The organism is uncultured Parasphingorhabdus sp. (assembly GCF_963975735.1).
In the GTDB taxonomy this organism is placed as follows: Bacteria; Pseudomonadota; Alphaproteobacteria; order Sphingomonadales; family Sphingomonadaceae; genus Parasphingorhabdus.
Map to the genome: position 1 here is coordinate 1 of NZ_CAXBIA010000024.1, position 22903 is coordinate 22903.

The 22903-nt window shown below is 54.6% G+C and carries 28 protein-coding genes; 8 read left to right on the top strand and 20 right to left on the bottom strand.

Annotated elements, in window-relative coordinates:
* Positions 1-508: 508 nt before the first annotated feature.
* The 6 genes from AACZ86_RS15740 to AACZ86_RS15765 all read right to left on the bottom strand — a co-directional run bounded on the left by AACZ86_RS15740 (position 509) and on the right by AACZ86_RS15765 (position 3693).
* Positions 509-1786, bottom strand: a complete 1278-nt coding sequence (locus tag AACZ86_RS15740) for an MFS transporter (RefSeq protein WP_339694357.1) — start codon at positions 1784-1786, stop codon at positions 509-511.
* Between the two features lie 37 nt (positions 1787-1823).
* Entirely contained in the window at positions 1824-2012 is a 189-nt protein-coding gene (locus tag AACZ86_RS15745) for a hypothetical protein (protein ID WP_339694360.1), read from the bottom strand.
* A gap of 120 nt (positions 2013-2132) precedes the next feature.
* Positions 2133-2570 (bottom strand): host attachment protein, encoded by a 438-nt coding sequence (locus AACZ86_RS15750; protein ID WP_339694363.1) that lies wholly within the window; start codon positions 2568-2570, stop codon positions 2133-2135.
* Between the two features lie 46 nt (positions 2571-2616).
* On the bottom strand, positions 2617-2808 hold the full coding sequence (locus AACZ86_RS15755) for a hypothetical protein (protein WP_339694365.1): 192 nt from the start codon (positions 2806-2808) through the stop codon (positions 2617-2619).
* 68 nt (positions 2809-2876) lie between these two features.
* Positions 2877-3068, bottom strand: coding sequence for a YdcH family protein (locus AACZ86_RS15760; RefSeq protein ID WP_339694367.1), 192 nt, complete (start codon positions 3066-3068; stop codon positions 2877-2879).
* Between the two features lie 466 nt (positions 3069-3534).
* The gene (locus AACZ86_RS15765) at positions 3535-3693 is read right to left on the bottom strand and encodes a hypothetical protein (protein WP_339694370.1); all 159 of its coding nucleotides are present in this window, start codon (positions 3691-3693) and stop codon (positions 3535-3537) included.
* Positions 3694-4024: 331 nt separating this feature from the next.
* Here AACZ86_RS15765 and AACZ86_RS15770 point away from each other — a divergent pair, with 331 nt between their 5' ends.
* The 5 genes from AACZ86_RS15770 to AACZ86_RS15790 all read left to right on the top strand — a co-directional run bounded on the left by AACZ86_RS15770 (position 4025) and on the right by AACZ86_RS15790 (position 8215).
* The gene (locus tag AACZ86_RS15770) at positions 4025-4570 is read left to right on the top strand and encodes a GNAT family N-acetyltransferase (protein ID WP_339694373.1); all 546 of its coding nucleotides are present in this window, start codon (positions 4025-4027) and stop codon (positions 4568-4570) included.
* A gap of 44 nt (positions 4571-4614) precedes the next feature.
* Positions 4615-5619, top strand: a complete 1005-nt coding sequence (locus AACZ86_RS15775; RefSeq protein WP_339694376.1) for a rod shape-determining protein — start codon at positions 4615-4617, stop codon at positions 5617-5619.
* Positions 5620-5878: 259 nt separating this feature from the next.
* Positions 5879-6313, top strand: coding sequence for a nucleoside diphosphate kinase regulator (rnk, locus tag AACZ86_RS15780; RefSeq protein WP_339694378.1), 435 nt, complete (start codon positions 5879-5881; stop codon positions 6311-6313).
* A 4-nt stretch (positions 6314-6317) separates the two neighbouring features.
* Positions 6318-6539: a hypothetical protein gene (locus AACZ86_RS15785; RefSeq protein WP_339694380.1), complete on the top strand. Its 222-nt coding sequence runs from the start codon at positions 6318-6320 to the stop codon at positions 6537-6539.
* A gap of 62 nt (positions 6540-6601) precedes the next feature.
* Positions 6602-8215: an FMN-binding glutamate synthase family protein gene (locus tag AACZ86_RS15790; protein WP_339694383.1), complete on the top strand. Its 1614-nt coding sequence runs from the start codon at positions 6602-6604 to the stop codon at positions 8213-8215.
* Between the two features lie 20 nt (positions 8216-8235).
* Here the strand turns inward: AACZ86_RS15790 and AACZ86_RS15795 are convergent, their stop codons facing one another.
* The 5 genes from AACZ86_RS15795 to AACZ86_RS15815 all read right to left on the bottom strand — a co-directional run bounded on the left by AACZ86_RS15795 (position 8236) and on the right by AACZ86_RS15815 (position 11345).
* Positions 8236-8514 (bottom strand): TraR/DksA C4-type zinc finger protein, encoded by a 279-nt coding sequence (locus tag AACZ86_RS15795; RefSeq protein ID WP_339694386.1) that lies wholly within the window; start codon positions 8512-8514, stop codon positions 8236-8238.
* Positions 8515-8659: 145 nt separating this feature from the next.
* Entirely contained in the window at positions 8660-9289 is a 630-nt protein-coding gene (locus AACZ86_RS15800; RefSeq protein WP_339694388.1) for a trimeric intracellular cation channel family protein, read from the bottom strand.
* Positions 9290-9524: 235 nt separating this feature from the next.
* Positions 9525-10124, bottom strand: coding sequence for an NAD(P)H:quinone oxidoreductase (gene wrbA / locus AACZ86_RS15805; protein WP_339694390.1), 600 nt, complete (start codon positions 10122-10124; stop codon positions 9525-9527).
* A complete protein-coding gene (locus tag AACZ86_RS15810; RefSeq protein ID WP_339694393.1) occupies positions 10121-10840 on the bottom strand; it encodes a class III extradiol ring-cleavage dioxygenase in 720 nt (239 codons plus the stop codon). Before AACZ86_RS15810 ends, wrbA begins: the two co-directional genes overlap by 4 nt.
* A 97-nt stretch (positions 10841-10937) precedes the next feature.
* Complete coding sequence (locus AACZ86_RS15815; RefSeq protein ID WP_339694396.1) at positions 10938-11345, bottom strand: DoxX family protein; 408 nt, start codon at positions 11343-11345, stop codon at positions 10938-10940.
* Positions 11346-11444: 99 nt separating this feature from the next.
* On the opposite strand from AACZ86_RS15815, the gene AACZ86_RS15820 reads away from it, so the two are divergent.
* From AACZ86_RS15820 to AACZ86_RS15830, 3 genes are all read left to right on the top strand, one after another.
* Complete coding sequence (locus tag AACZ86_RS15820; RefSeq protein WP_339694398.1) at positions 11445-12344, top strand: LysR family transcriptional regulator; 900 nt, start codon at positions 11445-11447, stop codon at positions 12342-12344.
* 704 nt (positions 12345-13048) lie between these two features.
* Complete coding sequence (locus AACZ86_RS15825; protein WP_339694401.1) at positions 13049-13603, top strand: hypothetical protein; 555 nt, start codon at positions 13049-13051, stop codon at positions 13601-13603.
* Positions 13603-14640 carry a relaxase/mobilization nuclease domain-containing protein gene (locus AACZ86_RS15830; protein WP_339694404.1) on the top strand — a complete coding sequence of 346 codons (1038 nt, stop codon included), beginning with the start codon at positions 13603-13605 and terminating at the stop codon, positions 14638-14640. The genes AACZ86_RS15825 and AACZ86_RS15830 overlap by 1 nt, the downstream gene beginning before the upstream one ends.
* On the opposite strand, the gene AACZ86_RS15835 is transcribed toward AACZ86_RS15830, so the two are convergent.
* From AACZ86_RS15835 to AACZ86_RS15875, 9 genes are all read right to left on the bottom strand, one after another.
* A complete protein-coding gene (locus tag AACZ86_RS15835) occupies positions 14637-15437 on the bottom strand; it encodes an LPD7 domain-containing protein (RefSeq protein ID WP_335661041.1) in 801 nt (266 codons plus the stop codon). The two genes, AACZ86_RS15830 and AACZ86_RS15835, sit on opposite strands and share 4 nt — an antisense overlap.
* Positions 15427-17265 carry a type IV secretory system conjugative DNA transfer family protein gene (locus AACZ86_RS15840; RefSeq protein WP_339694409.1) on the bottom strand — a complete coding sequence of 613 codons (1839 nt, stop codon included), beginning with the start codon at positions 17263-17265 and terminating at the stop codon, positions 15427-15429. The genes AACZ86_RS15835 and AACZ86_RS15840 overlap by 11 nt, the downstream gene beginning before the upstream one ends.
* Positions 17237-18247 (bottom strand): P-type DNA transfer ATPase VirB11, encoded by a 1011-nt coding sequence (virB11, locus tag AACZ86_RS15845; protein ID WP_339694412.1) that lies wholly within the window; start codon positions 18245-18247, stop codon positions 17237-17239. Before virB11 ends, AACZ86_RS15840 begins: the two co-directional genes overlap by 29 nt.
* Positions 18247-19437 (bottom strand): type IV secretion system protein VirB10, encoded by a 1191-nt coding sequence (gene virB10 / locus AACZ86_RS15850; protein ID WP_339694415.1) that lies wholly within the window; start codon positions 19435-19437, stop codon positions 18247-18249. Before virB10 ends, virB11 begins: the two co-directional genes overlap by 1 nt.
* Positions 19437-20297: a P-type conjugative transfer protein VirB9 gene (gene virB9 / locus AACZ86_RS15855; RefSeq protein ID WP_339694417.1), complete on the bottom strand. Its 861-nt coding sequence runs from the start codon at positions 20295-20297 to the stop codon at positions 19437-19439. The genes virB10 and virB9 overlap by 1 nt, the downstream gene beginning before the upstream one ends.
* Positions 20294-20980, bottom strand: a complete 687-nt coding sequence (locus AACZ86_RS15860; RefSeq protein WP_339694420.1) for a type IV secretion system protein — start codon at positions 20978-20980, stop codon at positions 20294-20296. Before AACZ86_RS15860 ends, virB9 begins: the two co-directional genes overlap by 4 nt.
* Positions 20981-20983: 3 nt before the next feature.
* Entirely contained in the window at positions 20984-21340 is a 357-nt protein-coding gene (locus tag AACZ86_RS15865) for a hypothetical protein (RefSeq protein ID WP_339694422.1), read from the bottom strand.
* A 10-nt stretch (positions 21341-21350) separates the two neighbouring features.
* On the bottom strand, positions 21351-22346 hold the full coding sequence (locus AACZ86_RS15870; protein ID WP_339694424.1) for a type IV secretion system protein: 996 nt from the start codon (positions 22344-22346) through the stop codon (positions 21351-21353).
* 288 nt (positions 22347-22634) lie between these two features.
* On the bottom strand, positions 22635-22903 hold a 269-nt coding region (locus tag AACZ86_RS15875; RefSeq protein ID WP_339694427.1), incomplete at its 5' end, for a type IV secretion system protein.

Sequence of the window (22903 nt, forward strand, 5' to 3'; positions counted from 1 at the left end):
TTCAACCCTTCAATGGCACAACGCGCAAGGCGGCCTACAGCTCTCGCTTACGTTCGATATTTGGGTGTCGACATAGAAGATGCTCTCACTCTGGCTGAAAAAACAGAGATATGACTATGCTCGGACACCAGTCACTTACGGACTGGTGTCCGCTTTCGGGGAGATTGCCGTCCGGCTGCTTTTATTTTCCGTCAAATCACTTCGAACGGCAACAACTAGGTGGCAAGCGGTCATTGAGATACGCCGTCGGGAATGACCGCTTTTGGGCCGGTATCGGACTGTCCGCTATTCGATGCTGGGCGGTGGAAAGTGGACCTTCGGCCAACGCCCCAATAGCGGTCGTTTAGCGCGCATCTTCTATTACCTGAAACCTGCCGATAAATCGGACAGAATATGCAGGCTCGCCGTTCCGCTTACAGAGACCTGGGTGGGCATAACGAACATTCGCCACCACAATTTTGGAATGGCTACCGAAAAACCGATCGCAAATCTCTCGCCTGCCTCAAACTTATCTTTTAACGAGCTCGCCTCCGTCTTGGCGGTCTGGGCCAGTGCGTGGATCGAGAGCCATTGCGATGGGCGTTACGTCGGGAAGCGGCACGTATTTTTCCCTCTGATCCGCAGCCACGCCTGGACGCCGCACGACTCGGACAAGCACAAACAGCGCATAGAAAATCGCCACAGTAGATTCGAACAGGAAGAAGCTGCCTGGACCATAAATTGACATGAGCGTGGCGGCGAGCAACGGGCCGATCGTGGCCCCGATGGAATAGACCATCAATAACCGCCCCGAAGCCGCGATATAATATTTGTTCTCCAGTCGGTCGAAGGTCTGGGCAACGCAGAGCGGATAAACACTGCTCATAGCTCCTCCGAACAGCGGCGCTACAATCACCAAGGCAACAAACGGCAATCCCGAGGCGAGCAAGCCCGCCAGTGCGCCCCATGCGACACCTATTGCCAGCAACGCGCCGGACATGACGACGCGCCGGTCAAACCGATCCGCCAATGCGCCCATCGGAACTTGGAATGCCAGCCCTCCCAATACGACGGTGCTCATGAACAAAGCGGCTTCTGATACGCTCAGACCGATCTGGCGTGCAAAAACGACCCCCAGAGCATAGAATGAACCAACCAGCAAACCGGCAACGCCGGCACCGACCACGCCTACCTTGGAAGCGGCATATAATTCTCTGACGTTAAGCACGCGGCTGTTGCTGAGATTGGGCTCTCCCAAGCTTGTCAGTGCGACGGGGATCAGTGAAAGCCCGACCAACGATGCTGCCAACATGAACAAATCGGGAGCAGCGACGTCGGCGACGTTGACCAAAGTCTGGCCCGCCGCAATCGCAAGATAGAACGTCAACATGTAAAAACCGAGGACGCGACCGCGGGTTTGATTACTGCTTCTGGTGTTCAGCCAGCTTTCAATTGCGGCTGTCATGCCTGCAATACAGAAGCCGTTGACAATCCTGAGGATCATCCATGCGGTCGGATGGAAAAATGCTTCATAAGCCAATATTGTTGCCGCGGTCAGCGCCGCAAAAGCAGCAAAGGCACGAATATGCCCGATCCGGAATATTACATGTTTACCGCGCAATCCGCCGAGCGCCAAACCTAGGTAATAGGCCGCCATGATCGCTCCGGTCAGCAAAATAGGATAGCCTGCGGCTTCCATACGAAGCGGAAGGATCACGCCGAGAAGGCTATTGCCGAGCGTAAAGCCAGCGGTGCCACCTAGAAGGGATTTGACGGAGGTGAGAATCTCGCGGACACTTTGACTCATCGGCTGCACGATATATTTTTCTGATCGAGTTTCGATCTTAGGTGCCTCTATTCGCATGCCAGCGGGAAAGAGCGTCCGCGTAAGCGCGTGCGATGAATTCCGGGACGGGACCGATGGTATTCTCGAGATCCTCTTCGCTGAGCCCAGCTTGAGCGGCCTCCTTTCGGAACAGCGCAATGGGACCATCATAAATCGAAAGATCATCCGTCGAAAATGGTCCTACCATTATATTGCTTGCAACCCAACCATTTGAAAATGTTAAAACTTTACGGTGTTGAGACTTTATAATTGGCATGGTGGAACGCCTCGCTTCTTGATGTGATTGATTGTGACTGACATGGTAAACTCAATAATCCGACAGAAAGGCAGCAACGTCCTTCGCCGGTCGCGCTGAATAATCGCGATAGATTTCTTCCGAGATCAGCTTGCGCAGGGCCGGGCTATAATGCTTGCGCGCGATGCCAAGCGCGTCCGGCGGCGCCAATATGATCACCTGCTTGTGCTCCGCAGTCACCAAGGGGTCCAGCCGGCTCACGCATTGCATGATGAACCGCTCTTCTTCTTGGCTATGCAAGTCAGTCGTTTCGTAACCACTTCGACGGCTACCCACTCTTTCGAATGACCGTCCAGGCCTGTCACGGCCGAGTTCGGCGGTCTCGGGAACATGCCGCCGCTTTTTTTCGACCAGTTCCAGTTCGACATGAAGTGCCCTACCAAGATTGCGGTAGAGCGCCATGTTCGCGCCGTTAAGCGCCAGAATATAACTACCATTTTCTATAAGCATCTATGCCTCCTTGGCTGTTTGACGAGTAGAACCTTGCGCGCCGTGGCTAATGGTTCTTGCGTGTGGTTTTGTCCGATCGCTTCGGCGGTGCTTTTGACGTGCGCCGCCAGTTTTGGGCCGCTTTTATAGTCGGCAATACCGCACCACCTTCGTTTTCCCAGTTGGCGATTGCCGCATGAACACATATTGTTTGCGCCGGGATCGCCGTCTTATAATCGTATCCGATTTGTGCCATCATGGCCGTATTCCTTCTGAATATTTACATAGGGCAGCGGAGCCACTCGACGTGGCTCCGACTTTTTCCTTTTAGAAAGCAGGTCCCGCCGGTTTGGCAGACACCGCTTCGATGCGAGCGATCTGATCCTTTATTGATAGCTTCAATTTCTTGAGCTCGCTCATTTTTGCGGGATCATGACTCGCCGTTTTTTGCTTTTTCGCAATTTTGCGATCAATTACGTCGTGCTTTTTTCTCAGCCGACGTAGGAATGACTTGGACATATTGTCCTCCGTGAAAGTTTGATGAAAAAACAATGCTGATCCGTCGAGCACGGGCTGCCAAATGAGGGAGGAGGCTGGCAACCCGTGCCCTGTGGAACAATTGCATTAGGCCGGTTTTGGTTGACCCGACATTTGTCTGCTCAGCGCACCTGAAACGCTATTATCCGAATTGGTTTTCACCTTTTGTTGTTTCGGTTTTCTCGGTTCCCGGTTTCCGGTTCTATTCTTTTTTGCCATTTTATAATCCTGTTGATTAAGTTCATATCAAAGAGCCTTGGGCTCACGCGGATATGCGCCTGACCCGGATGGCGATGCCATTTTCCGGATCAGGCAGAACCAATCGGTTCGGGCGGATAGGGCCGTGTTTTTCTGTAGTTCATTGTTAGCAACTCCAGCTTCGGATCGGAGGCTTTTGATAAATCGGAGATCGCTCTCCGGATTTCAGCTTCCCGCCTCGGCGATTGTTTCACTTGTTGATGGCGAACTGGATCATGGCCATAATAGAGAGGGTCAGCGAAACTGCAAATATGCCAAGAATGGCGCGATATTCGCCTTCTCCAAGTGAGGGAGTCCGCGAAGAAATCTGCGCAGCGTGAATCCTGTGAGCTGCTATATCCTGTATCATTTTCTAGTCCTTTTAGCGCGCGACCAACCGCTACCAGCTTGCACCAGTCCGCGTTTGTCAGCGCAATACGCCAGAGAAAAGCCCTGCAAAAAATTGCAGCCATTGCTTTTCACATTTTGTTATTGAGAGTGCAGCCGACCCATCGAAAGTCTTGGGCTGCGCTGTGCGTCAGCGACGCCGGTCCCCGTTTGCGGAAGACGATTGTCTTCCGATCGGGGCGGGCTAGAGTGTTAGCAGTTTTTCCATGCTACCAAGCCAAAGAGATGATAAAATCATAGCCATGCCTTTAAGATAGGGCCGCCAATTTTTTAGTCAAGCCGGAGACCGGAATATGTCTTCGCAGCATACAAAGCGAGAGATTACACCAATGCATCCAGATGACCAGTTCCACTGGCGGCCCATGGTTGCCGACGATCTCAAAGCCGTTTCCAAACTTGCATCCGATATCCATGCAGACTTTCTCGAATCGGACAGCGTCTTGCTGGAAAAGCAGAAGCTGTTTCCGGAGGGTTGCTATATACTCGCAGTGGGAGACATTATCTCAGGCTATTTGTTGAGCCACCCGTGGAAACGGCATGATCCCCCGGCGCTGGACAATCTTCTCGGATGCTTACCATCTCGCTACGACACTTATTATATCCACGATCTGGCGCTGGCGGGATCCGTGAGGGGACATGGTATGGCTGGACCGATCATTGAGGAAATCGCAAAACTTGCACGATCTCTGCAACTAACATCTGTCTCTCTCGTAGCTGCCGGAGGCTCAGAAGGTTTTTGGAAACATCAGAAGTTCAGAATTATCAGCACGGCGGATTTGGATAAAAAGCTCGAAACCTATGGTGTGCAAGCACATTATATGGAACGCTCGGTCTGTTAGCAAATAAAGCTGACAGCTGAACAAATGCAGTCTAGAATCGGCACATGTATAAACTCCTATCCAGAAAACAGAAACCCGATATCGCCATTGACCTGGGCACGGCAAACACGCGCATCATGACGGCGGCAGAGGGGATTGTTTTTGACGAACCGACCTTATGCTGTTTTTCTGGTGATACCGGCAGAAAAAAGATGGTCGCAGCCGGACTGAACGCGGTCAGAATGCGCGGTCACGACACAAATGGCCTGCGCGTTGTCCGCCCGCTGAGCTACGGTGTCCTGAATGATATAGACGCGACGCGGATGTTTCTGGATTATGCTATTTTCGCGAGTATCGGGAAGCACCGGCCAGGGCGCTTGATAGCCACGATCGGCGTCCCCACTGATGCCACGAGCGCTGAGCGCAATGCCCTGATGACAGCTGCAAAAGATGCAGGAATTTATTCAGTAACCATGGTGGATGAAACCATCGCAGCCGCACAAGGTGCTGGGATAGATATCGACGCTCCGACGGGTGCAATGATCATCGAATGCGGTGCAGGCCTTACCGAGGCCGTTATCATTTCTCTTGGCGGGCTCTGCGGCCGCGCCGCCATTCGGAAGGGAGGAGACAGTCTGGACCAGTCGATCATCGATTATCTCCATTTCAAGCACAAGTTTCAGATCGGACAGAATATGGCGGAACAAACAAAATTGGAACTGGTCGAGCAGATGATAGTGGATGCTGGTGCAACCGGATCGATCCATGTCAAAGGACAGAATATGGTTACGGGCCTTCCGGAGACCAGGTCCATTCTGGTTCAGGAGCTTGCGGTTCTGGTTGGCAAGCATATCGATGCCATCGCCGATATGTCGGCTAATCTTTTGGGCGACACGGCCCCCGACCTGTGTGATGATATTTATTCCAATGGCATTATATTGACCGGCGGCAGCGCAGCAATCAATCTAATCGGACAGACGTTGAAGGACAGGATGGACGTCCCGATTACGGTAGCGGAACAATCCAAATCCTGCGTCGCTTACGGCCTGCACAGCGCATTGGTTCATTAGCGCTCTCTAGCGACCAGTCCAGTGGATTGACATCAACGTCTTGCTCCACCATATCAATTTTATGGCTATGACCATTCCTCTCGGGCGATATCGCCACCTTTCGGGACAGCTCGCCGCAGGAAGCTGACCCGGATCTGCGCTATTCGCCTCGCCAGAACGAGGTGACAATACGGGGTCCGGGATTTTCACAATCTATATCGAGATAAAAAGCATCACTGTTTGTGTTGCTTTCCATACAGTTTTGAAAAGAGCCTTTAGCATGGAACATAAGAATATCAGTCAGGACGCGATGCGTCCGGTGATCCATATGATCGATCACGAGAGCGACACGATTGAGGCTTTCGCAATGGCGCTGGAAGCCCGCAATCCAAAAGTAGCAGAGCTGCTTTATGAAGAGCTTGGCCGCGCAGAGCTCCATAACGCAGAAGATATGCCGCCCAATGTCGTAACGATGAACTGCACGGTCGAATTTATCGACGAGAACAGCGGCATGCGGCGGATGCTGAAGCTCGTATATCCCAAAGATGCGGATATCGGGTATGACCGCCTTTCCATTCTGACTCCTATGGGAGCAGGCTTGATCGGGATGGTATCGGGCGAGACTATTGCATGGCCCGACCGAAGCGGTGTTGAACGGATCTTGCGTATCGTTAGCGTCAGACCGCCCGAACAGACGGAAACCGGTCAGGACTGAGGCTGTGGAGAGAGAATTTGGCCGCCATCGGTGCGTCACCGAAGACGGTGACTATGTCGAAGTGATCGAATATCAGCATGTCAAAATAGTCGATACCGACATGGGCGTCCGGCGCTATCCGGGTGCCCGGAGGATTGTGACTGCGGACGGCGCGTCTGTGCGCTACATTGACAAAATGACGTTTGAAATCATCGATACAGGCAAATTGGTGAAGCGGCCGGATTGAATCAGATTATGAGATCTGTTGGTTTGTTGGCAAATATTCAAACGAAATAGTTGGAGTGAGAAATGATACGATTCGTGGTTCCAATAATATTGGTTGCGGCGACAATCCTGTTAGGCCTTCTGCTTCCGGTGAACCCATGGCTTGTCTGGTTTTTGGCTCCCGTTGTTGTCCTTCTCGGGGTAGGACTTTGGGATTCAGTGCAGACAAAGCACTCGCTGCGCCGCAACTATCCGGTGATCGCCCATACACGATGGTTTTTTGAAGGTCTTCGTCCCTATTTGCGCTCCTATATCGTCGAAAGCGATCTCGATGGCAGGCCGTTTAATCACAATGATCGTGCGCTGGTTTATGCCCGCGCCAAGGGGGATATTTCTTCGCACCCGTTCGGCACGGAATTGAACGTTTATTCCGAAGAATATGACTGGCTCAGCCATTCGATGATGCCGAACGAACGCGCGGTAAAGGAATTCCGGGTTGATGTAGGTGGCCCTCAATGCAAGAAGCCCTATTCGGCGGCGATCCTGAATATTTCAGCGATGAGCTTCGGTTCGCTCGGCGCAAAGGCGATAGAAACGCTGAATCTGGGGGCGCAAAAAGGTGGCTTTTATCATGACACCGGTGAAGGTGGCTTCAGCTCATATCATTCAAAACACGGCGGCGATATTGTCTGGGAGATCGGAAGCGGCTATTTCGGATGCCGCACCAACGATGGTAGTTTCGATCCCGATAAATATGCAAAGACGGCGGTTCTCGATCAGATAAAAATGATTGAAATCAAACTGAGTCAGGGTGCTAAGCCCGGTCAGGGCGGAATGCTTCCCGGTGCAAAGGTCACTGCAGAAATCGCGGAAACGCGTGATGTTCCTGTGGGCGAGGACTGCATTTCACCCGCCGCTCATACAGCATTCACAACCCCGCTTGAATTACTCGATTTCGTCCAGCAGCTACGCGCCCTTTCTGGCGGCAAACCGATCGGTATAAAGTTATGCGTCGGCCAGCCGCATGAGATTTTTGCGGTGATGAAAGCGATGCTGCAAACCGGCATCAAATTGGATTTCATCGTTGTTGACGGCGGCGAAGGCGGGACCGGTGCTGCACCGGTCGAGTTGTCGGACCGGGTTGGCATGCCTCTCCGGGAAGGCCTTATTCTCGTCAATAACGCGCTCATTGGATCCGGATTGCGCGGTGATATCCGGCTCGCAGCATCGGGCAAGGTTATCAGCGGGGCGAGCCTAGCGATGAACGCGGCGCTTGGCGCGGATTGGTCGAATTCCGCGCGAGGCTTCATGTTTTCTCTGGGCTGCGTCCAGTCGTTGCAATGCCATACAGGTAATTGCCCGACCGGCATTGCGACCCAAAGCGCATCACGGCAGCGCGGCCTGGTCGTCGAAGACAAGGCCGAGCGCGTTTACCGGTTCCAGAAGGAAACTGCGGCGGCTTTGCGCGACATCGTCGTTTCCATGGGTCTGGAAAACCCCTCGCAAATCCGTCCGCACCATCTGCATGAGCGACTGAATGCGGTCAAGTCCAGCTCGATCGACGGTATATATCCGTTTCTGAAAGCCAATGTGCTGATTGATACACCGGAAGCCACTCCCTATTCCCGTTTCTGGGCAGCCGCACAGACAGAGAGTTTCCGGGCCCTGCCCGACATTCGCCAGACGAGTTATAACTAGAGAGAACCATTGGCCGTCGGCTAACGCAATTGGCTATACTTGCTCCCGTGCCGGTTGATGCCCACATTGGTCCGGTCCGCATCGCGAGCCGACTGGCAGACCACACATATTCGGGTTGCGGGCAAAACGCGGCGCCGCGCTTCGGGGATTTCATCGCCGCATTCAGCGCAATATTTTGCGGCTTCGCCCGACGGCATGTCGACCCGCGCGCGCTTCACTGCGTCGGCGATCGTATCCTCTAAAAGCCGACGCAAGACGACTTCGCCTCTTATGTCAGGAAATGGACCGGTTTCTGCCATTTTCTTTCGGAACTTTGACTTCAGAACCGGACGTTCCATCAGCACTTCGTTCCGGATATGCGCGGCAAGCTATATTCTTGACCTTTGAGCTTTACCCGGAATCGAACGGAAATAGATGCATCATCCGACGGACCGCTGACAACGCTCAGTCCTCATGGCTCCGGGCTTTGTAGCGAGGGAGCGCCCACCCCCACCAAAGCGCTCCCGCTCTCAACCCAAACCCGCAGGCCAGCGCCAACCCGATTGCAATTTCACGCTGAAGGCCCAGCAAATGCAGGATGATATAGGTTGAGGCTGCCAGAACCGCTGCAGTCACGTAAATCTCGTGAGAAAAGATTATGGAGTCTTCTTTTCCGAGAACGTCCCGGATGATCCCCCCAAAGCACGCTGTAATGACGCCCATAGTGATCGAGACTAGTGGGTCCTCTCCTAACGCATTGGCTTTTTCCGCTCCTGCGGTCGCGAAGAGCGCGAGCCCCAATGCATCGAACCACAATATCCATTGATGCCGGGAGGCAGCGAGATGGGCTATGAAGAAAACCGACACAGAGACCATTATGCAGACCCCAAGATACTCCGGACGATCCATCCAGAACACCGGTTGACTGTCCAGCAAGAGATCACGGATGGTTCCGCCGCCGATCCCGGTGACCGTGCCCAGCAGGATGAAGCCGATGACGTCCATCTGATTGCGTGAAGCAACCAGAGCGCCGCTTATGGTGAAAACCACGATGCCAAGCCAGTCGAGGACGGCTATGCTGCTTTCGAATATCACTTTGATGCTCTTCCCTAAATCGTCATTGCTTCCGCACCACAGTCGAAGTCATTTTGAGAAAATTCTTTGCCCCGCTCCGGGAATGCCGTGTCCTCCCGTAGCCCATTGGAAAACGCGAACAAATCCGTATATCAAGTGATAGCCCTCGGTCGCATGAGTGGCGGCTGCAAGCTCTTTCTCCAAAGGGGACATTTGATAAGGGGGCGCGACGCTGCCTGCCCCCCTTGAGAATTGATCACGCGAACAGTTTTTCGGCGGTTTTGGCCACGCGCGATCCGAGATACCGGGCACCGGCAAGCTCATCTTCATCGGGTTGGCGGCTGCCATCCCCACCGGCAATGGTAGTAGCACCATAAGGCGCACCACCACGAACCTTGTCATGTCCCGATTGGCCTTCAAACCCATAATCGAGGCCAACGATAGTCATCCCGAAATGCAGCATGTTCGTGATCAGAGAAAACAAGGTGGTTTCTTGTCCTCCGTGCTGCGTCGCGCTGGCAGTGAAGGCTGCGCCAACCTTCCCGTTCAATGCACCGCGCGCCCAGAGACCACCGGCCTGGTCGAGAAACGCCGCCATCTGCGACGATACCCGTCCGAACCTTGTGCCGGTGCCAATGACGATTGCGTCGTAGCCTTCCAGTTCGTCGATCGAAGCGATCGATGCATCCTGGTCCAGTTTGAAATGATTGGCACGAGCGATCTCTTCCGGGACCGTCTCCGGCACTCGCTTCACATCTACAGTCGCGCCTGCTTCTCTGGCACCTTCCGCGACTGCTTTGGCCATCGTCTCGATGTGACCGTAGGTCGAATAATATAACACGAGAACTTTGCTCATGATGTCACTCCTTCATTTGTGATTTGATCGTCATTCTGGCCGAATGCATAGGCATCCATCCGTAAGACACCGTATGTGTTGCTGGTATGAAGCCTTGCGGCAGCCGCCTTTGGTCCTGCTGCCCCTAATGCAACGAACAGGGGTAGTAGATGCTCTTCGGTCGGGTGATTGCGCTGGGCATTCGGAGCGAGGCGCCGGTAAGCAAGAAGATCGCAGGTTCGGTCTTCCACAAGAGCCGCATCGAACCAATCCGCAAAATCGGTGACCCATTCGGGCTCTTCCATAGCTTGCTGTCCGCGCCAGCTGGAGAGGTCATGCGTGTAGCTGCCGCTGGCGATAATCAGAACGCCTTCATGAGTAAGGGGCGCAATGGCCCGTCCGACTTCGAGATGATGTCCCGGCCCCAACTGGCTTTGCACCGAAAGCTGCACGACGGGAACGTTTGCCTCTGGCCAAGCCAGCATCAAGGGAACCCAAGCCCCGTGGTCGAGGCCGCGGGATTTATCGGTGGCTGCAGACAGGCCGGCATCGCCCAGAAGGTCGACTACGCGTTCCGCCAATTCCGTGGAACCGGGTGCAGGATAGGAGAGGCGGTAGAGCGCATCGGGAAAGCCGGAAAAATCATGGATCGTCTCGTTCTTCTCGACAGCATTGACGGATGAAATGCGCGTCTCCCAATGCGCCGACACCACCAGTATCGCGCGCGGACGGGGCATGGTGGACGCCAACCCCTCGAGGAAGTAGCGGGCTGCTACGTCCTCGAGTGGAAGCGTCGGAGCCCCATGCGAAAGGAAAAGGGGGCGAAGCATGGCTTCAGGCCTTCTCTGCGAACGGATTACCGATCGCGTAGGCACCGTCGCCGAGCATTGACTGCGCTAGCAAGGTCACTGCCCAGAACACCGGATATTCCCAGCCACCTCCCGGATTCGAGAAACTAAAGCCGCTGGAAAGATGCGGTATAATTGCTCCGATCATTATGACCAGCGCGCCAAGTGCGGCCCAGCGGGTCATGAAACCCACGATCAGCGCAAGGCCCAGCCCAATCTCGCCCGCCATGACGGGATAAGCGAGGATGCCGGGAAACCCGATGCTTTCGAAGAAGCCGGCCGTTCCGGCAGGGGTGAATACGAGAAGCTTGGTCAGTCCGTGAGTCAGCAGGAGCGTGCCACTGGTAACTCGCAACAGGGCAATGGCTCGTGAAATTGTATAAGTGTCGGTCATAAAGTCCTCCAGATCGGTTGCCCACTAGATAGACTGATACGGATACGCATTAAATTGTCCAAGATTGACTACCAGCTATGCGTTTTCGTATAATAGGGCATGGACTGGGACGACTTGCGGACATTTCTTGCGATTGCGCGACAGGGGACGCTTTCGGCAGCGGCGCGCTCACTGGGCGTCACCCAGCCTACGATGGGACGCCGTCTTGCAGCTATGGAGGCCCGAATTGGGGCTCGATTGCTGCAACGCACCCCAAGCGGATATGCGCTTACGCCGACTGGAGAAGCGGTGCTTGGCAATGCCGAACGCGCCGAGGCTGAAGTTCTGGCTGCGGAGCGCGCCATCACCGGAAGGGACGTCGCTCTCGAAGGGGTTGTAAGGCTGACAACAGTTGACACGCTGGCCGCCCGGATTGTCGCTCCGGCACTTGCTGCCCTTCAAAAAAGGCACCCGGGCATCGTGGTAGAACTGGTGCCGGATACGCGATCACTCAGCCTGTCGAAGCGTGAAGCCGACATAGCACTTCGTATGACACGATTCGAAGGGCATGAAGTTGCGACCAGACGCGTCGGTGCCGTCTCAATGGGACTATATGCCACCGCTGAGTGGATCGAACCCGCCGAACACGGTGACGTGCGACTCATCACGGTTTTGGACGACCAGTCCCACCTTCCAGAAGCCAAGTGGCTGCGAGAAGCGTTTCCAGGCGCCTCGATTGGCTTCAGATCGAACAGTCGCGAAGTGCAATTGCATGCTACGCTCGCAGGCGCAGGGGTCGCAGCCCTTGCTTGCTACAGAGCGGATTTAGAACCCAGCCTCGTCCGGCTCAGAAACTCCAAATCGGAACTGGTCCGTGACATCTGGTTGGGGGTGCATGTCGACATGCGACACATGCCAAGGGTGCGCGCAGTTTCGGACACAGTGGTTGAAGCACTGAAGGAGAACTCCAGCATTCTAAATCCGAAAACCCAAGTGAGTAAGGCCGCTCAAAAATCCTAACAACGTCCTGACTGTGTGTCCGCTTCCAGGCATATAAAGCTGCAGACTGGATGACCGAAATTGGGGTGCGAAGCAGACATTGGATATGACTGCTGCGAATGACCGCTTCTGGGGCGGTAGCCGAAGGTCGGCTTTCTACCACCCAGCATCAAATAGCGGATAGTCCGCAAACGGCCCAAAACCTGCCGTTTCAATCGGATCAATCAAATGGCGGCAACCCCACCCAATTTCAGACGTGCGATTCTATGAGTAAAAGTGTTCGCTTCGTGTCGGATAGCGACATAGCAGAGACCATTCGGAATATGTCGAATCCGGCGTTGCGAGATGTCTGCTATCGTGCTTTTGTTGGTAAATGACCAGCCGACCCCCATCTCCTTGCAAAGATATTTGCGCGCTGGACGATAGTGCCAGCGTCTGCACAGGCTGCGGTCGCACCGTCGCCGAGATCGCCGAATGGGGGAGCGCGACCGCCAGCCGCCAGCACGAAGTCGTGCGGCGATCTTCGGCTCGTATGAGAAGCCCCGCTTCACAGGCGCACTCAAAAACGTAACCCCCAAGCCCATCCAAAGCGGCCTTCATCTTTGATGAAGATAGCCGCTTTGGATGCGCTTTTCTTAGGGGGATTTAGGGTATTTGTCTTAATTGCAGGATATGCCTAGCGGCGCGTGTTGTATTACAATGCCCGTGTTCCACGAGGCAATTACATGGCGACAAATACCGATCTGAAACCTGCGATGCTGAGCATAAGGCTAGATGCTGAAACGCTTTCTGCGCTTGATAACTTCGCGGTAGGGCGGGGCGGTAGAAGCGCAATCTTGCGGCAAATGATTGAACAGTTGTTGGAGAAGAAGAGTGGCCGCCCCTTGTTGGATCGCCCCGAAGGAATAGCGCATAATCGTGTCTCGCTACGCTTCACCGATGCCGAGATTGCCGTGATCGAATATCGTGCGATACAGCGTTCGACCAATCGGTCAGGCTGGATCAAGGCATTGGTGCGCCGTCACATTGCTTTGAAATCTCGCGTCGATGATGGTCTGCTTAACGAGCTCGCGCCAATCAGGATGCAATTGCTCCGTATTGGCCGCAACCTCAATCAGGCGATGAAGGCTGCCAATCTGCGAATGATGGATGACGGCGATAAGAAAATCGAAAACGACCTTCGACGGATCGCTGATATGCGGATGGAAATTTCCGAACAGATAGCAGCCGTCGGTGATGCCATGCATGGCGATGTGAGCTACTGGAAGGTTGCTGACTAATGGGTTTGGAATCGGCTTTATGGGAAGCGACGCGGCCCGCATATCGGGTGCGTTATATTCATGATCCTAACGGATCAGTGCATATCCCGCTTTATGGAAGTTACGGTGCTGCCACTGGCAAGACGGCCAGAGCAAAGCTGGCACGGATTGTTCGCGGTTCGCCAGAAGTGTTGGTTAAGGTCACTGGCCGTCAACGCGGCGGCAATCATGTCAAAGCCCATCTCGATTATATCGGGCGCAAAGGAATCGTGGATATTGAAAGCCGCGATGGAGAGATACTGACTTCAAAGGACGATATTGCCGAGCGCGCAGAAGAATGGAGCGACACGCTAAAATGGCGGTCGCGGCCAACGGTATCATCGGTTTCATTGGTGTTCTCGATGCCAGCGGGCACCGACCCAGAAAAGGTGTTGGGAGCTGTCCGTGCGCTCGCCCACAGCGAGCTAAGCGACAATCATGATTATGTCTTGGCTTTGCACACCGATACGCCGCGTCCGCATGTTCATTTGACTGTGCAGGCCGAAGGGCTGGATCGGATCAGGTTTAATCCGCGTCCTGCTCAGCTTAGCCGATTTCGTGAGCGATTTGCCCATGAACTGCGAGCGCGCGGTGTTGCCGCCGAAGCAACGCCAAGACGGGCGCGGGGTCGCGGAATTGCCGGGTCGAGTATAGCGCTCGTCAAATTGCGCGCCCGATTGGCAAGCGGGGCGAGCCCGGCAATGACAGATGCAGACCGGCGCACTAACGAACAGGCGGTTGCTGTTGCACGCGGCCAATCAGATCTTCCACCGTTTATCGCCAAAGGGAAAACGCGCTGGCAGAAGATACGCGATGCTTATGGGCAAGCTGCTGCGGCGCTCGGAGCAACCGGACAATCCGAGGATCAGGCTTTAGCAGACGATGTTCGTAAATTCCTTGATAAGCATCCCGATATGAATGCAACGCCGGAAATCTTTGCTGCACATCATGCTCGAAATCTGGGTATTGAGCGTAAGAAACCAGAACAGTCGCGTGAGGCTTCACCCAGACGATTTTAACGCGTCCTGCCGTCCTTTTTCATTGCCTGATCTTGAGTGATTTCGCGCACGCGCTGTGCTTGTTGAGCTCGCACTTGAATGGCTGCGATACTATCTCCGCTGGCGATGCGCTGGGCAACATCCTGACGTTTCGCTTCAACTTCCTTCGATGCTTTGACCGGATCATCGGGATATTTCGCGCGCGTAATCGAAATGCTTTGGGCTACAATGCTCTGGGCGCGTCGCAGTTCGGGGTCGCGCGCGTTTTCTTCATGCGTCTGTTTTAGAAAGCGATCAGAAAGGGTTTTGAATGTTATTGTCTCTTCCGCCGTACCCGATACTTTGCTGACCGGCTTTTTGCCTTCACGCCGCTTCTCGCGTTCCGCAATCCGTGCTTGCAGACGCTCAGCTTCGGCACGGACGATTTTGGACGGTTTGTAATTTTCTACTGTCAAACCTTGCGCGGCAGCGGCAAGGAATGCTGCTTTCTTGAATTTATCACCGCCGTTGATCCTTACTGCTGTCCACCCGTTCGCTTTCGCAATCCGCAATATGTCAGGTAGAGCATCAATGTTGCTGGTCTTGAGGCGGTCTGGTTCCAAGCGGACTATCGGTTTTTTATCATCCGAAGTTCTGTATACCTTATTGCCTACACGCAGGAATCTGCCAGTCAGATCATCGGTAATCGTGGGTTTTTCGGATTTACGCTTTGGCTTTTTCGGCGTGGTTTGGTCAGGCGTTAATTTTGATCGCCGAGCTTTTGATTTCGAAGCACTGCCTCGTTCGGACGAAGAGTCACCTTCGAGTTTATCGGCCATTTTCGTCTCCTTCTTCCACTGTTCCGGTTACATTTCCATTGTGATCCACCGTCCTCGTATCGACGTATAAGCTTGGACAATCTTCGGTCAGGATATCTTCTTGGTTCATTGCCCTTGTGTCGTGTCCGGCCAATTCATCGTCGGTCATGTCCCGGAACGGTGCTTGAGGATCGCTGATTTGCTTCCGTTTGGCGACGAGCGGCACTTCAGGAGGCGGGAAGGCGCGGCGCTTGAAGAAGCGGCTGCTGAAATAAGTAATTTTTGTGCCGATAATCGGCGGGATGCCGCCGCGAAGCAAAATCAGCTTATCGGCTGAAAATTGCATCAGTTCCTGCGGTAGCATCAGTGCGCGGCGCTGTTCTGAAATAGACTTCGAGCGGTTGGCCAGTAATCCGTTTATGGTGAGCGACTTGGTAACGCTGTCCTGTCCCACATAGCCAATGCGCTCTGATAGATCGTTGGCGACGCGCAGTTCCTTGGGAGTGAAGGCGACTTCAACGCCGCAATTGGCGACGATTTCGTCAGCGACATGCTCGCCATAAACGCCGCGCAATTGCGAGCGGGATTGGATGACGGGAAGGAGCCTGATCCCGTAACCCGCAACATAGGAAAAGGCACTGGCAATTACCGAAGCGCGGCCAAGCCGGGCAAATTCATCAAGGATGACCAGCACTGGTATCGGCGTGGTCTCACCCGGTAGTTCTCGCACGTTGAGGTCAATAAGCTGCTGGAACAAGAGATTGTAGAGCGGGGCTATGCGGTCCAGTTCATCGGGCGATACACCAAGGTAGATCGAGATAGGACGTTTGCGAAGCTGGCGAAGATCAAAGTCGCTTGCGGCGGTTGCGGCATCAACCAAGGGGTTGAGCCAAAGACCGAGGACGTTTGTGATCGTTTTCTTGACGTCAGCAAAGCTATTGTCGGAACCACCAGCAAAATCGGCCAGCGCCGTGCGGCATCCGATGGACAGCTTTAGACTGGGATTGTTCAGTTCCTTTTGGAAAAAGCCCCGCGCATCGCCTTGGTTCAGGTGGCGATAGATCGCGCCCATTGTTAGCGGCTCGTCGCTGGTTTCTGCAATCCATGCACCGACGCCTGCAAATCCGGTTCGCGCGCCGTTAGACCAAAAGGCTTCGCCGTGATCCGGCGCTACAAACAACATTGTTGCGATCTTTTGCAATTCGATGATGACATCATCCGGGTTATTACGGTCGATATAGGCCAGTGGATTGTAACGAGCAGTGCGGCCTTCGCGGTCGGTCGGGTTGAACAAATAAACGGCTTGGCCGTAATGAGCGCGGAACCCAGCGCTCGCATCGTAATTTTCGCGTTTTACATCAAGGACGACAACAGAGCCTTGCCATGTCAGCAGGTTGGGAATGACAATACCGATGCCTTTACCCGAGCGGGTCGGAGCTTCGACGATAACATGCTCGCTCCCGCCAAAGGTCAGGAAACGACCCCCCTTGCGGCCGAGAATGATTCCCGCACTGCTACGAAAGCCCTGGCGTTTTATCTCGCTCTCACGGGCAAAACGTGCCGCTCCGTGAAGCGGTGCACCGCGCGCCCAAAGCGCATAAATCAGGCCAATCAGAAGCAGGCCCCCGCCAATCAAGCCGCCCGCCATCGCTCGAACAACTTGCGGATCGCCGCGATAATACCACACGAATTGCGGTATTTTGAGCGGATCATAGGCGGTAACGGGCAGGCCCAGAATCAACCACCCGATCATACTGGCTATAGCGAGTGCAATGAACAGCCCGAACAGGATTCCGATGAGTAATCTCGCTGCCCCGCCGTCAGGCGGCGTGCCTGCCTTCTGGGTCATAATAGATCTCCGTTACCCGAAATTTGCCGTCTGTCTTTTTGATTTGCACGACGCAATCCACGAGCATTTTTAGCAGCGCCCGAATATCGTCTCGCGCAAGATCAGAGCCGCCTTCGCTTTCCTTGACTAGCAAAGTCAGCTGCTCGAATGCCAGTTCGGCGGAATCTGCATGGATGGTGGTGATCGATCCTGGGTGACCTGAATTGACGTTGCGCAGGTAAAAGAAGGCTGTTCCATCGCGTAATTCCTGAAGCAAAATGCGGTCAGGTCGCATCCGGAGCGCGCTTTCCAGCAAATGCTTGGCCGTGACATTGGCGGTGCCTTGCCCGTCCTTCGCATAGAGCATGTGCACGACATTCTTCTGGGGAACGACCAATTCGCGTGTGTCTTCGATAGTTAGGAGCCGTTCTTCGGAAGGGATGAGTTGAATCAATCCCTTGGAAAATGTGGTTTTTCCAGAGCCGGTTGCACCCGAGATGAGAATGTTCAGCTTTGCTTTGACCGCAGCATCGAAGAATTCGACATGATGACCTGCGCGCAGCAGTGTGAGTAAGTCTAACTCATGCTGGCTGACCTTTTTTTCAGCAATCCGAGTGTCCTTGAACAAGCCCGCTGCCTCGAAATCGTCCAGTGTCATTGATACGGATGATGGCTTGCGAATGGTGATTGAGACCGTTTCGTCAGGGACAACTGGCGGGACAATGATTTGCACCCGCTCACCGCTTGGAAAGATGGTTGAAACTATCGGATTTTCGCGGGTGATGTCCTGCGCGGTATAGGCGGCTGCAGCAGTTGCCAGCGCCATCAGCGTTTTGAAATCTAGCGAAGGCTCGTTTTCCCATGTCCAGCGTCCGCCCCGCTCAATGCCGACCTCACCGGGAAGGTTGATGACCAGTTCGGTGACGCTCTCATCAATTAGGTATTTAGCTAGAGGCTGGGTCACGCTGTCCAGAACAGCGGTGTTTTTGCCCGGCGCGGCCATTATTTAAGCGCAAGGCCGTAAACGGTCGAGAAGTCGAAGTCCTGTGCGACGGTTATTCCAACGTCCTCACCCTGATTTTTGCGCAGGACCGGCTTGATATCGCCATTTTGCTGCAAAACGGTGGAGGCTGCGTCAGATGGAACACGGGTTGTGTTCGATCCATTGTTACCGACCGCTTCTGCTCCAACTGTGGCCGCATCTTCAACGAGACTGAAAAGCAGAGCGGTGCCAAATCGTTTCCAGAAAAAATTCTCGACTTTACCGTCTACACCGCCGCGACCAAGCGCGTCGGTTGCCGGCGAGCCCACATCAATCGCAATGCCGCGCGGTGTCACTGCGCGTGTCCAAAGGACGAACAGGCGGTATTGTCCCCGATTGAGGCCGCCTTGATATTCGCCGAAGATTTTCGTGCCTTTTTCCAGAAGCACGACCCGGCCATTGTCGGAATAGACATTGCGCGGGACAATACAGCTCACATATCCCGGCTGACTAGAATCCATCGCGGTTTGCAGGACACATGGAATGAAGCTTCCCGCCGTAATCAGGAAATTTCGGTCGGGAAGCGGACGTGCTTGCGCCTGCCCGATAACCGACGCGCGCCGGAGCGTATCAAGATTGGTGGATTGGCGGGGCGAAGCTTCTCCGGTGCTGGCTCCGCTACTAACTGCATTATAGTTCGCTGCACTGGCTCCACCGGCGCGCTCACCGCCATAGGCAATAAGCGTTGACCGGCGCGCAGCTTCGCGCAGTGCTTCCGCTGGCGATTGCTGCCGTTGTTGCACCGGGGTCGGACCTTGGCCTTGCTGGGGTAAGGGCTGCTCGCCAATAGCCGGAACAACGGGTTCCCCCAATGGAATAGGTGCGTTGGGATCGGTTCCAGCTTCTGCAAGCGTCGGGGCAATAACCGTTGCCGGATCATAATCTGCAGCTTCGAGCGCTGGTTTGGGTTTTACGGGCGGCAATTCTGAATTGCCAGTCAGCCCGGTTCCAAGCGCCAGTACGGTAAACATCAAAGCGCCAGCGGCGGCGGCGAAGCCGATCATCTTTTTCGGGTCCATAGTTGTACCGGGGATCGACGGCATTTTGCTGCCACGTTCGCCCGCCGGGCTGCGGTCAATCTCGTCGGGACCGGGTGTTTGATCAATCGTAGGACGGTTTGAGGCCGGTTCTGGCTGAGTGGTATCGGTCATCAATTTGACTCCCCGTCATCTGTTCGCTCGACAATGCTTGAGGCCGTGCCGGTCTTGGGGTCGCGTCCATAAAAATCGGGTGCGTCATTGAAAATGCACAGCACCTTTTTACCGCGCCGCAAGCGAAGCTGCGCAAACACGCCGTGGACAACCACAAATTCATCGCGAACATCGAACGGGACAATGCTCTCCGTGCCGTCAGGATTGATTGCAAATATTGCGGGTAATTCGCGCTGGTTCGGAAAACGCAGGGCGGTAAATTGTCCGTTGTCAGTAATTTCGGAAGGCTGGATTTCCGATGATCCCTGAACGCTGTATTTGAGATTACGGGTGCCTTCGATAACGCCAAGATCAAGCGCTGAGCGGATTGCGCCTGATTGGAGCGCTACTGCCTGCGTGTAAGCCGCTTGGGTAGCAGCAGCTTGCGCCGCCGCTGCCTCTTCGCGCGGATAGCGGAAGGCTACCTTAAAGAAGGTATCAGTGGTTCGTTCGCCAATCGAGCCCCGGCGCGCGCTGAGCTCGAATGTATAGGTTCGGTTTCCTGTATTTGAACGCGTGATGACGATCAGATTGGTTGGCCCGGCTCGTTCGCGCGGCTTGATGAACAAGGAATTTTCAGCGGGAGCCACTTCCCAGGATATCGTGTCTCCGAGCGCAACATGCTCGACGCGTTCGCCCGGCGAAAATACAATCTGTGTTGCAGACCGGAAAACGCCGACAATACGGAAAACCTGATTTTCGTCAAAGATAACTTCGCGGATTCGGTTGTCTTGCGCCGTTGGCTGCGGGGTTTCACCAGCCAATATTGGCGAACCGTTAAGCAGCAGCGCCAATAGAGTGAAGTTTCTCAGATTTTTCATGGTGTGACCTCCAGATCGGCGCGGTAGGTTTGCACTTCCAGCCCCAGCGGATTTTTGAACCTTTGCTGCTCGGTAGTTGGTGTGTCCGTGGTGTCGTAAGTCACCGTTGCAATCGCCTGCGTGTCAGTGACGCGCGACCCTTGCTGGAGCGATTTGGTGAAGCGTATTTGCGCGACTTTTTCGGAAACGAACGTGACTGATTTGACCGCGATGAATATTGTATCGAGGTCGGTGAAGACATTCTGCGGTGAGCTGGCATTATCTTTGCTATAAAATGCCGTCCAGCGCGCCTGTTCTTCGCGTGATGACATCGCCAGCACGCCCTCAAAGAACTCCTTGCGAGCCTGCGGTATCCAGCCCTCGCGGTTGCGGACGTAATCGGCGAGAAAATATTTGGCGACCGCCTCATTATATGTAATCTGGTTATCGCCCGACATCTGCGCGGTGATCTCACTCGCGCCGGTCGCCTTATCGACAGTGATAACGTAGGGCGCGACGGTTTTAAGCGGCGTCAGCATTGCAACAGCAGCCACGCCGGTAATCGCAAGTCCGCTGGCAATCGCAGCAACTATCCAAGCGAACCGTTTTGAACGCCGCGCTGCAACAAAGCGGTCGCGGTCCCAGCTTGCGCTTTCCGCAAAATAGGCTTTGAGATCATCTCTATCGGTGACGCCGCCAGCCATCGCTCAGCAACTTTGATACACGCGCTTTGGCTGCGCGCTGCTGATAGGTGGGACTATGGTTTGGGCCTTGGTGCTGGGCCGTGTTGCTGGTTTTGGGAGCGTAGATGATTTGCTCGGAAATACTTCAACACCTTCACGTTTCGGTTCTTCGCCCGGTTCACTACCAGACGGCTGCCCTGCAGGCGTTGACGTGCCAGTCTCGGGATTGACGGTCGGCAATATCGAGCCATAAGGGTTGGCCGGTCTGCGCTTTTTCCCATCGCACTTGGACAGCTTGGGCGACTTTGGCGCAGCGGTAACCGGGCTGGCAGGCATAGAGATCGCCAAAGCGGCAATCACAACGATGATTTGTTTATGCATTATTTGCTCCTCAATTTGTTCCGCGACTGACCCAGCCTGATGTTCGCATTCTTGCCATCCCGCGCGAGACGCCCTGTGCGATGGCGCGGCTTGTGGCCTGCGTACCGGTCGCACCGCGTCCGATCACAAACCCACCAGCTGCTGCGATTGCCGATGCGAACTGATTTGCGAGGGCGGGGCCGCCGCCGCCAAGTGAAGCCGCCAGCATCGGGATCTGTAGGAAGAAGAAAAAGCCGAGCGCATAGAAGGCCAGAGCTTTGATTGCGGCCATGCCGATTTCGTCATTTTCTGAAATAGTGGCGATGATTGCTTCGCCGGTCTGGGTAAGAAACAGCGTCAAAACGAGCGCGAAGACGATCAGCATCAGATAGTTGATGCACGCACCCAGCCAGGCAAAGAAATAGCCGCGCGTGGACTCGAACAGAAGTGCCGCGACAAAGAGCGGGCCGACCACCGATAACAAAGCCAGTGCAAACAGTCCAAACGCGCTGATGACAAAGCCGATAGCGGCACAAAGCAGCGTGGCGACGATCACCATCACCACCAGAAAGCCTGAAAAGACAGCATAGCCAATATCGGGAAGCGTGCCTTGAGTTTCCTGATAATTCGCCGCGATCTTGCGCATAGTGTTGGCAGTTTCAAAGCCAGTGCCTGCCAGCTTGTCATAAAGGCCGCCAAGGCCGCCAACATCCGCGCCGCCAAGAGCCGTTGCGAATTGGCTCGGCAGGCCGCCAAGCGCAAACATGCCTATTTGTGTTCCGTAAAGCGATGTGACGGCAAAATAGAGAAACGCGAGCTGGCAGCCGCGATAGGCATATTCACGGAAGGGATATTGCACAGCCCCGCGCATAATGGCGTAACCCAGCAACGAAATGTAGATCACTATGCCGATCCGCAGCGCAGGCGATACAATACCGATGATAGCAGCATATTTACCAACGATCGCGCCTAAGGCAGAGTTAAGCGCCTCAAACATCGTGGTAAAAACATGATCGCTGAAATCCATATCGGCACTGAGTCCTTTTGGTTTGTTACTATCTGGTCAGCTGGAGCTGTGATTTGGCGAATGTCGCTGCGCGGCAGTTGGTCGTGACCACCGCAGGCTGCGCGCTCGCAGGGGTATTCGAGCCTGCCCATCGCCGACAAGTTTCTTGCATCGGGGCAATCTCGGCGGGGTTTGCAGCATAATATTGCCAAGTTCTGGCACGGATATTGGTGTCCGCTCCGCCAGAAGTCTCGGACGCGCCGCACCCCGCGAGCAACATCAGGATCGTCAGGGGTGCAGCCCGCATGGTCATTGCCCCCGGTAGTAACGGCTTGCTTCATCGAGCTTTTGTGCCAAGGCAGCTTGGCCCTCGGCAGCGCGAGCGCGTTCCTGTGCTTGTTGCTGCAGAGCAATCGCTTGCAAGCGCAGCTGGTCATTTTGCATGGCGGCAGATTCCAGTTGCAACCGCGCGGTCAGATCAGCAACTTCCTTGGCTGTGGATGCGGTCGCCAAACGTGTGCGCAGTTGGTCGAGCCCTTGAGCCCGCGAAGTAACGGCGGAGCCGACATTTTCTGCGA

Coding starts and splice junctions, on each gene's coding strand:
- AACZ86_RS15740 (WP_339694357.1), bottom strand. CDS start 1,786: ATGAGTCAAAGTGTCCGCGAGATTCTCACCTCCGTCAAATCCCTTCTA.
- AACZ86_RS15745 (WP_339694360.1), bottom strand. CDS start 2,012: ATGGTAGGACCATTTTCGACGGATGATCTTTCGATTTATGATGGTCCC.
- AACZ86_RS15750 (WP_339694363.1), bottom strand. CDS start 2,570: ATGCTTATAGAAAATGGTAGTTATATTCTGGCGCTTAACGGCGCGAAC.
- AACZ86_RS15755 (WP_339694365.1), bottom strand. CDS start 2,808: ATGATGGCACAAATCGGATACGATTATAAGACGGCGATCCCGGCGCAA.
- AACZ86_RS15760 (WP_339694367.1), bottom strand. CDS start 3,068: ATGTCCAAGTCATTCCTACGTCGGCTGAGAAAAAAGCACGACGTAATT.
- AACZ86_RS15765 (WP_339694370.1), bottom strand. CDS start 3,693: ATGATACAGGATATAGCAGCTCACAGGATTCACGCTGCGCAGATTTCT.
- AACZ86_RS15770 (WP_339694373.1), top strand. CDS start 4,025: ATGTCTTCGCAGCATACAAAGCGAGAGATTACACCAATGCATCCAGAT.
- AACZ86_RS15775 (WP_339694376.1), top strand. CDS start 4,615: ATGTATAAACTCCTATCCAGAAAACAGAAACCCGATATCGCCATTGAC.
- rnk (WP_339694378.1), top strand. CDS start 5,879: ATGGAACATAAGAATATCAGTCAGGACGCGATGCGTCCGGTGATCCAT.
- AACZ86_RS15790 (WP_339694383.1), top strand. CDS start 6,602: ATGATACGATTCGTGGTTCCAATAATATTGGTTGCGGCGACAATCCTG.
- AACZ86_RS15795 (WP_339694386.1), bottom strand. CDS start 8,514: ATGGCAGAAACCGGTCCATTTCCTGACATAAGAGGCGAAGTCGTCTTG.
- wrbA (WP_339694390.1), bottom strand. CDS start 10,124: ATGAGCAAAGTTCTCGTGTTATATTATTCGACCTACGGTCACATCGAG.
- AACZ86_RS15810 (WP_339694393.1), bottom strand. CDS start 10,840: ATGCCCCGTCCGCGCGCGATACTGGTGGTGTCGGCGCATTGGGAGACG.
- AACZ86_RS15815 (WP_339694396.1), bottom strand. CDS start 11,345: ATGACCGACACTTATACAATTTCACGAGCCATTGCCCTGTTGCGAGTT.
- AACZ86_RS15820 (WP_339694398.1), top strand. CDS start 11,445: ATGGACTGGGACGACTTGCGGACATTTCTTGCGATTGCGCGACAGGGG.
- AACZ86_RS15825 (WP_339694401.1), top strand. CDS start 13,049: ATGGCGACAAATACCGATCTGAAACCTGCGATGCTGAGCATAAGGCTA.
- AACZ86_RS15830 (WP_339694404.1), top strand. CDS start 13,603: ATGGGTTTGGAATCGGCTTTATGGGAAGCGACGCGGCCCGCATATCGG.
- AACZ86_RS15835 (WP_335661041.1), bottom strand. CDS start 15,437: ATGGCCGATAAACTCGAAGGTGACTCTTCGTCCGAACGAGGCAGTGCT.
- AACZ86_RS15840 (WP_339694409.1), bottom strand. CDS start 17,265: ATGACCCAGAAGGCAGGCACGCCGCCTGACGGCGGGGCAGCGAGATTA.
- virB11 (WP_339694412.1), bottom strand. CDS start 18,247: ATGGCCGCGCCGGGCAAAAACACCGCTGTTCTGGACAGCGTGACCCAG.
- virB10 (WP_339694415.1), bottom strand. CDS start 19,437: ATGACCGATACCACTCAGCCAGAACCGGCCTCAAACCGTCCTACGATT.
- virB9 (WP_339694417.1), bottom strand. CDS start 20,297: ATGAAAAATCTGAGAAACTTCACTCTATTGGCGCTGCTGCTTAACGGT.
- AACZ86_RS15860 (WP_339694420.1), bottom strand. CDS start 20,980: ATGGCTGGCGGCGTCACCGATAGAGATGATCTCAAAGCCTATTTTGCG.
- AACZ86_RS15865 (WP_339694422.1), bottom strand. CDS start 21,340: ATGCATAAACAAATCATCGTTGTGATTGCCGCTTTGGCGATCTCTATG.
- AACZ86_RS15870 (WP_339694424.1), bottom strand. CDS start 22,346: ATGGATTTCAGCGATCATGTTTTTACCACGATGTTTGAGGCGCTTAAC.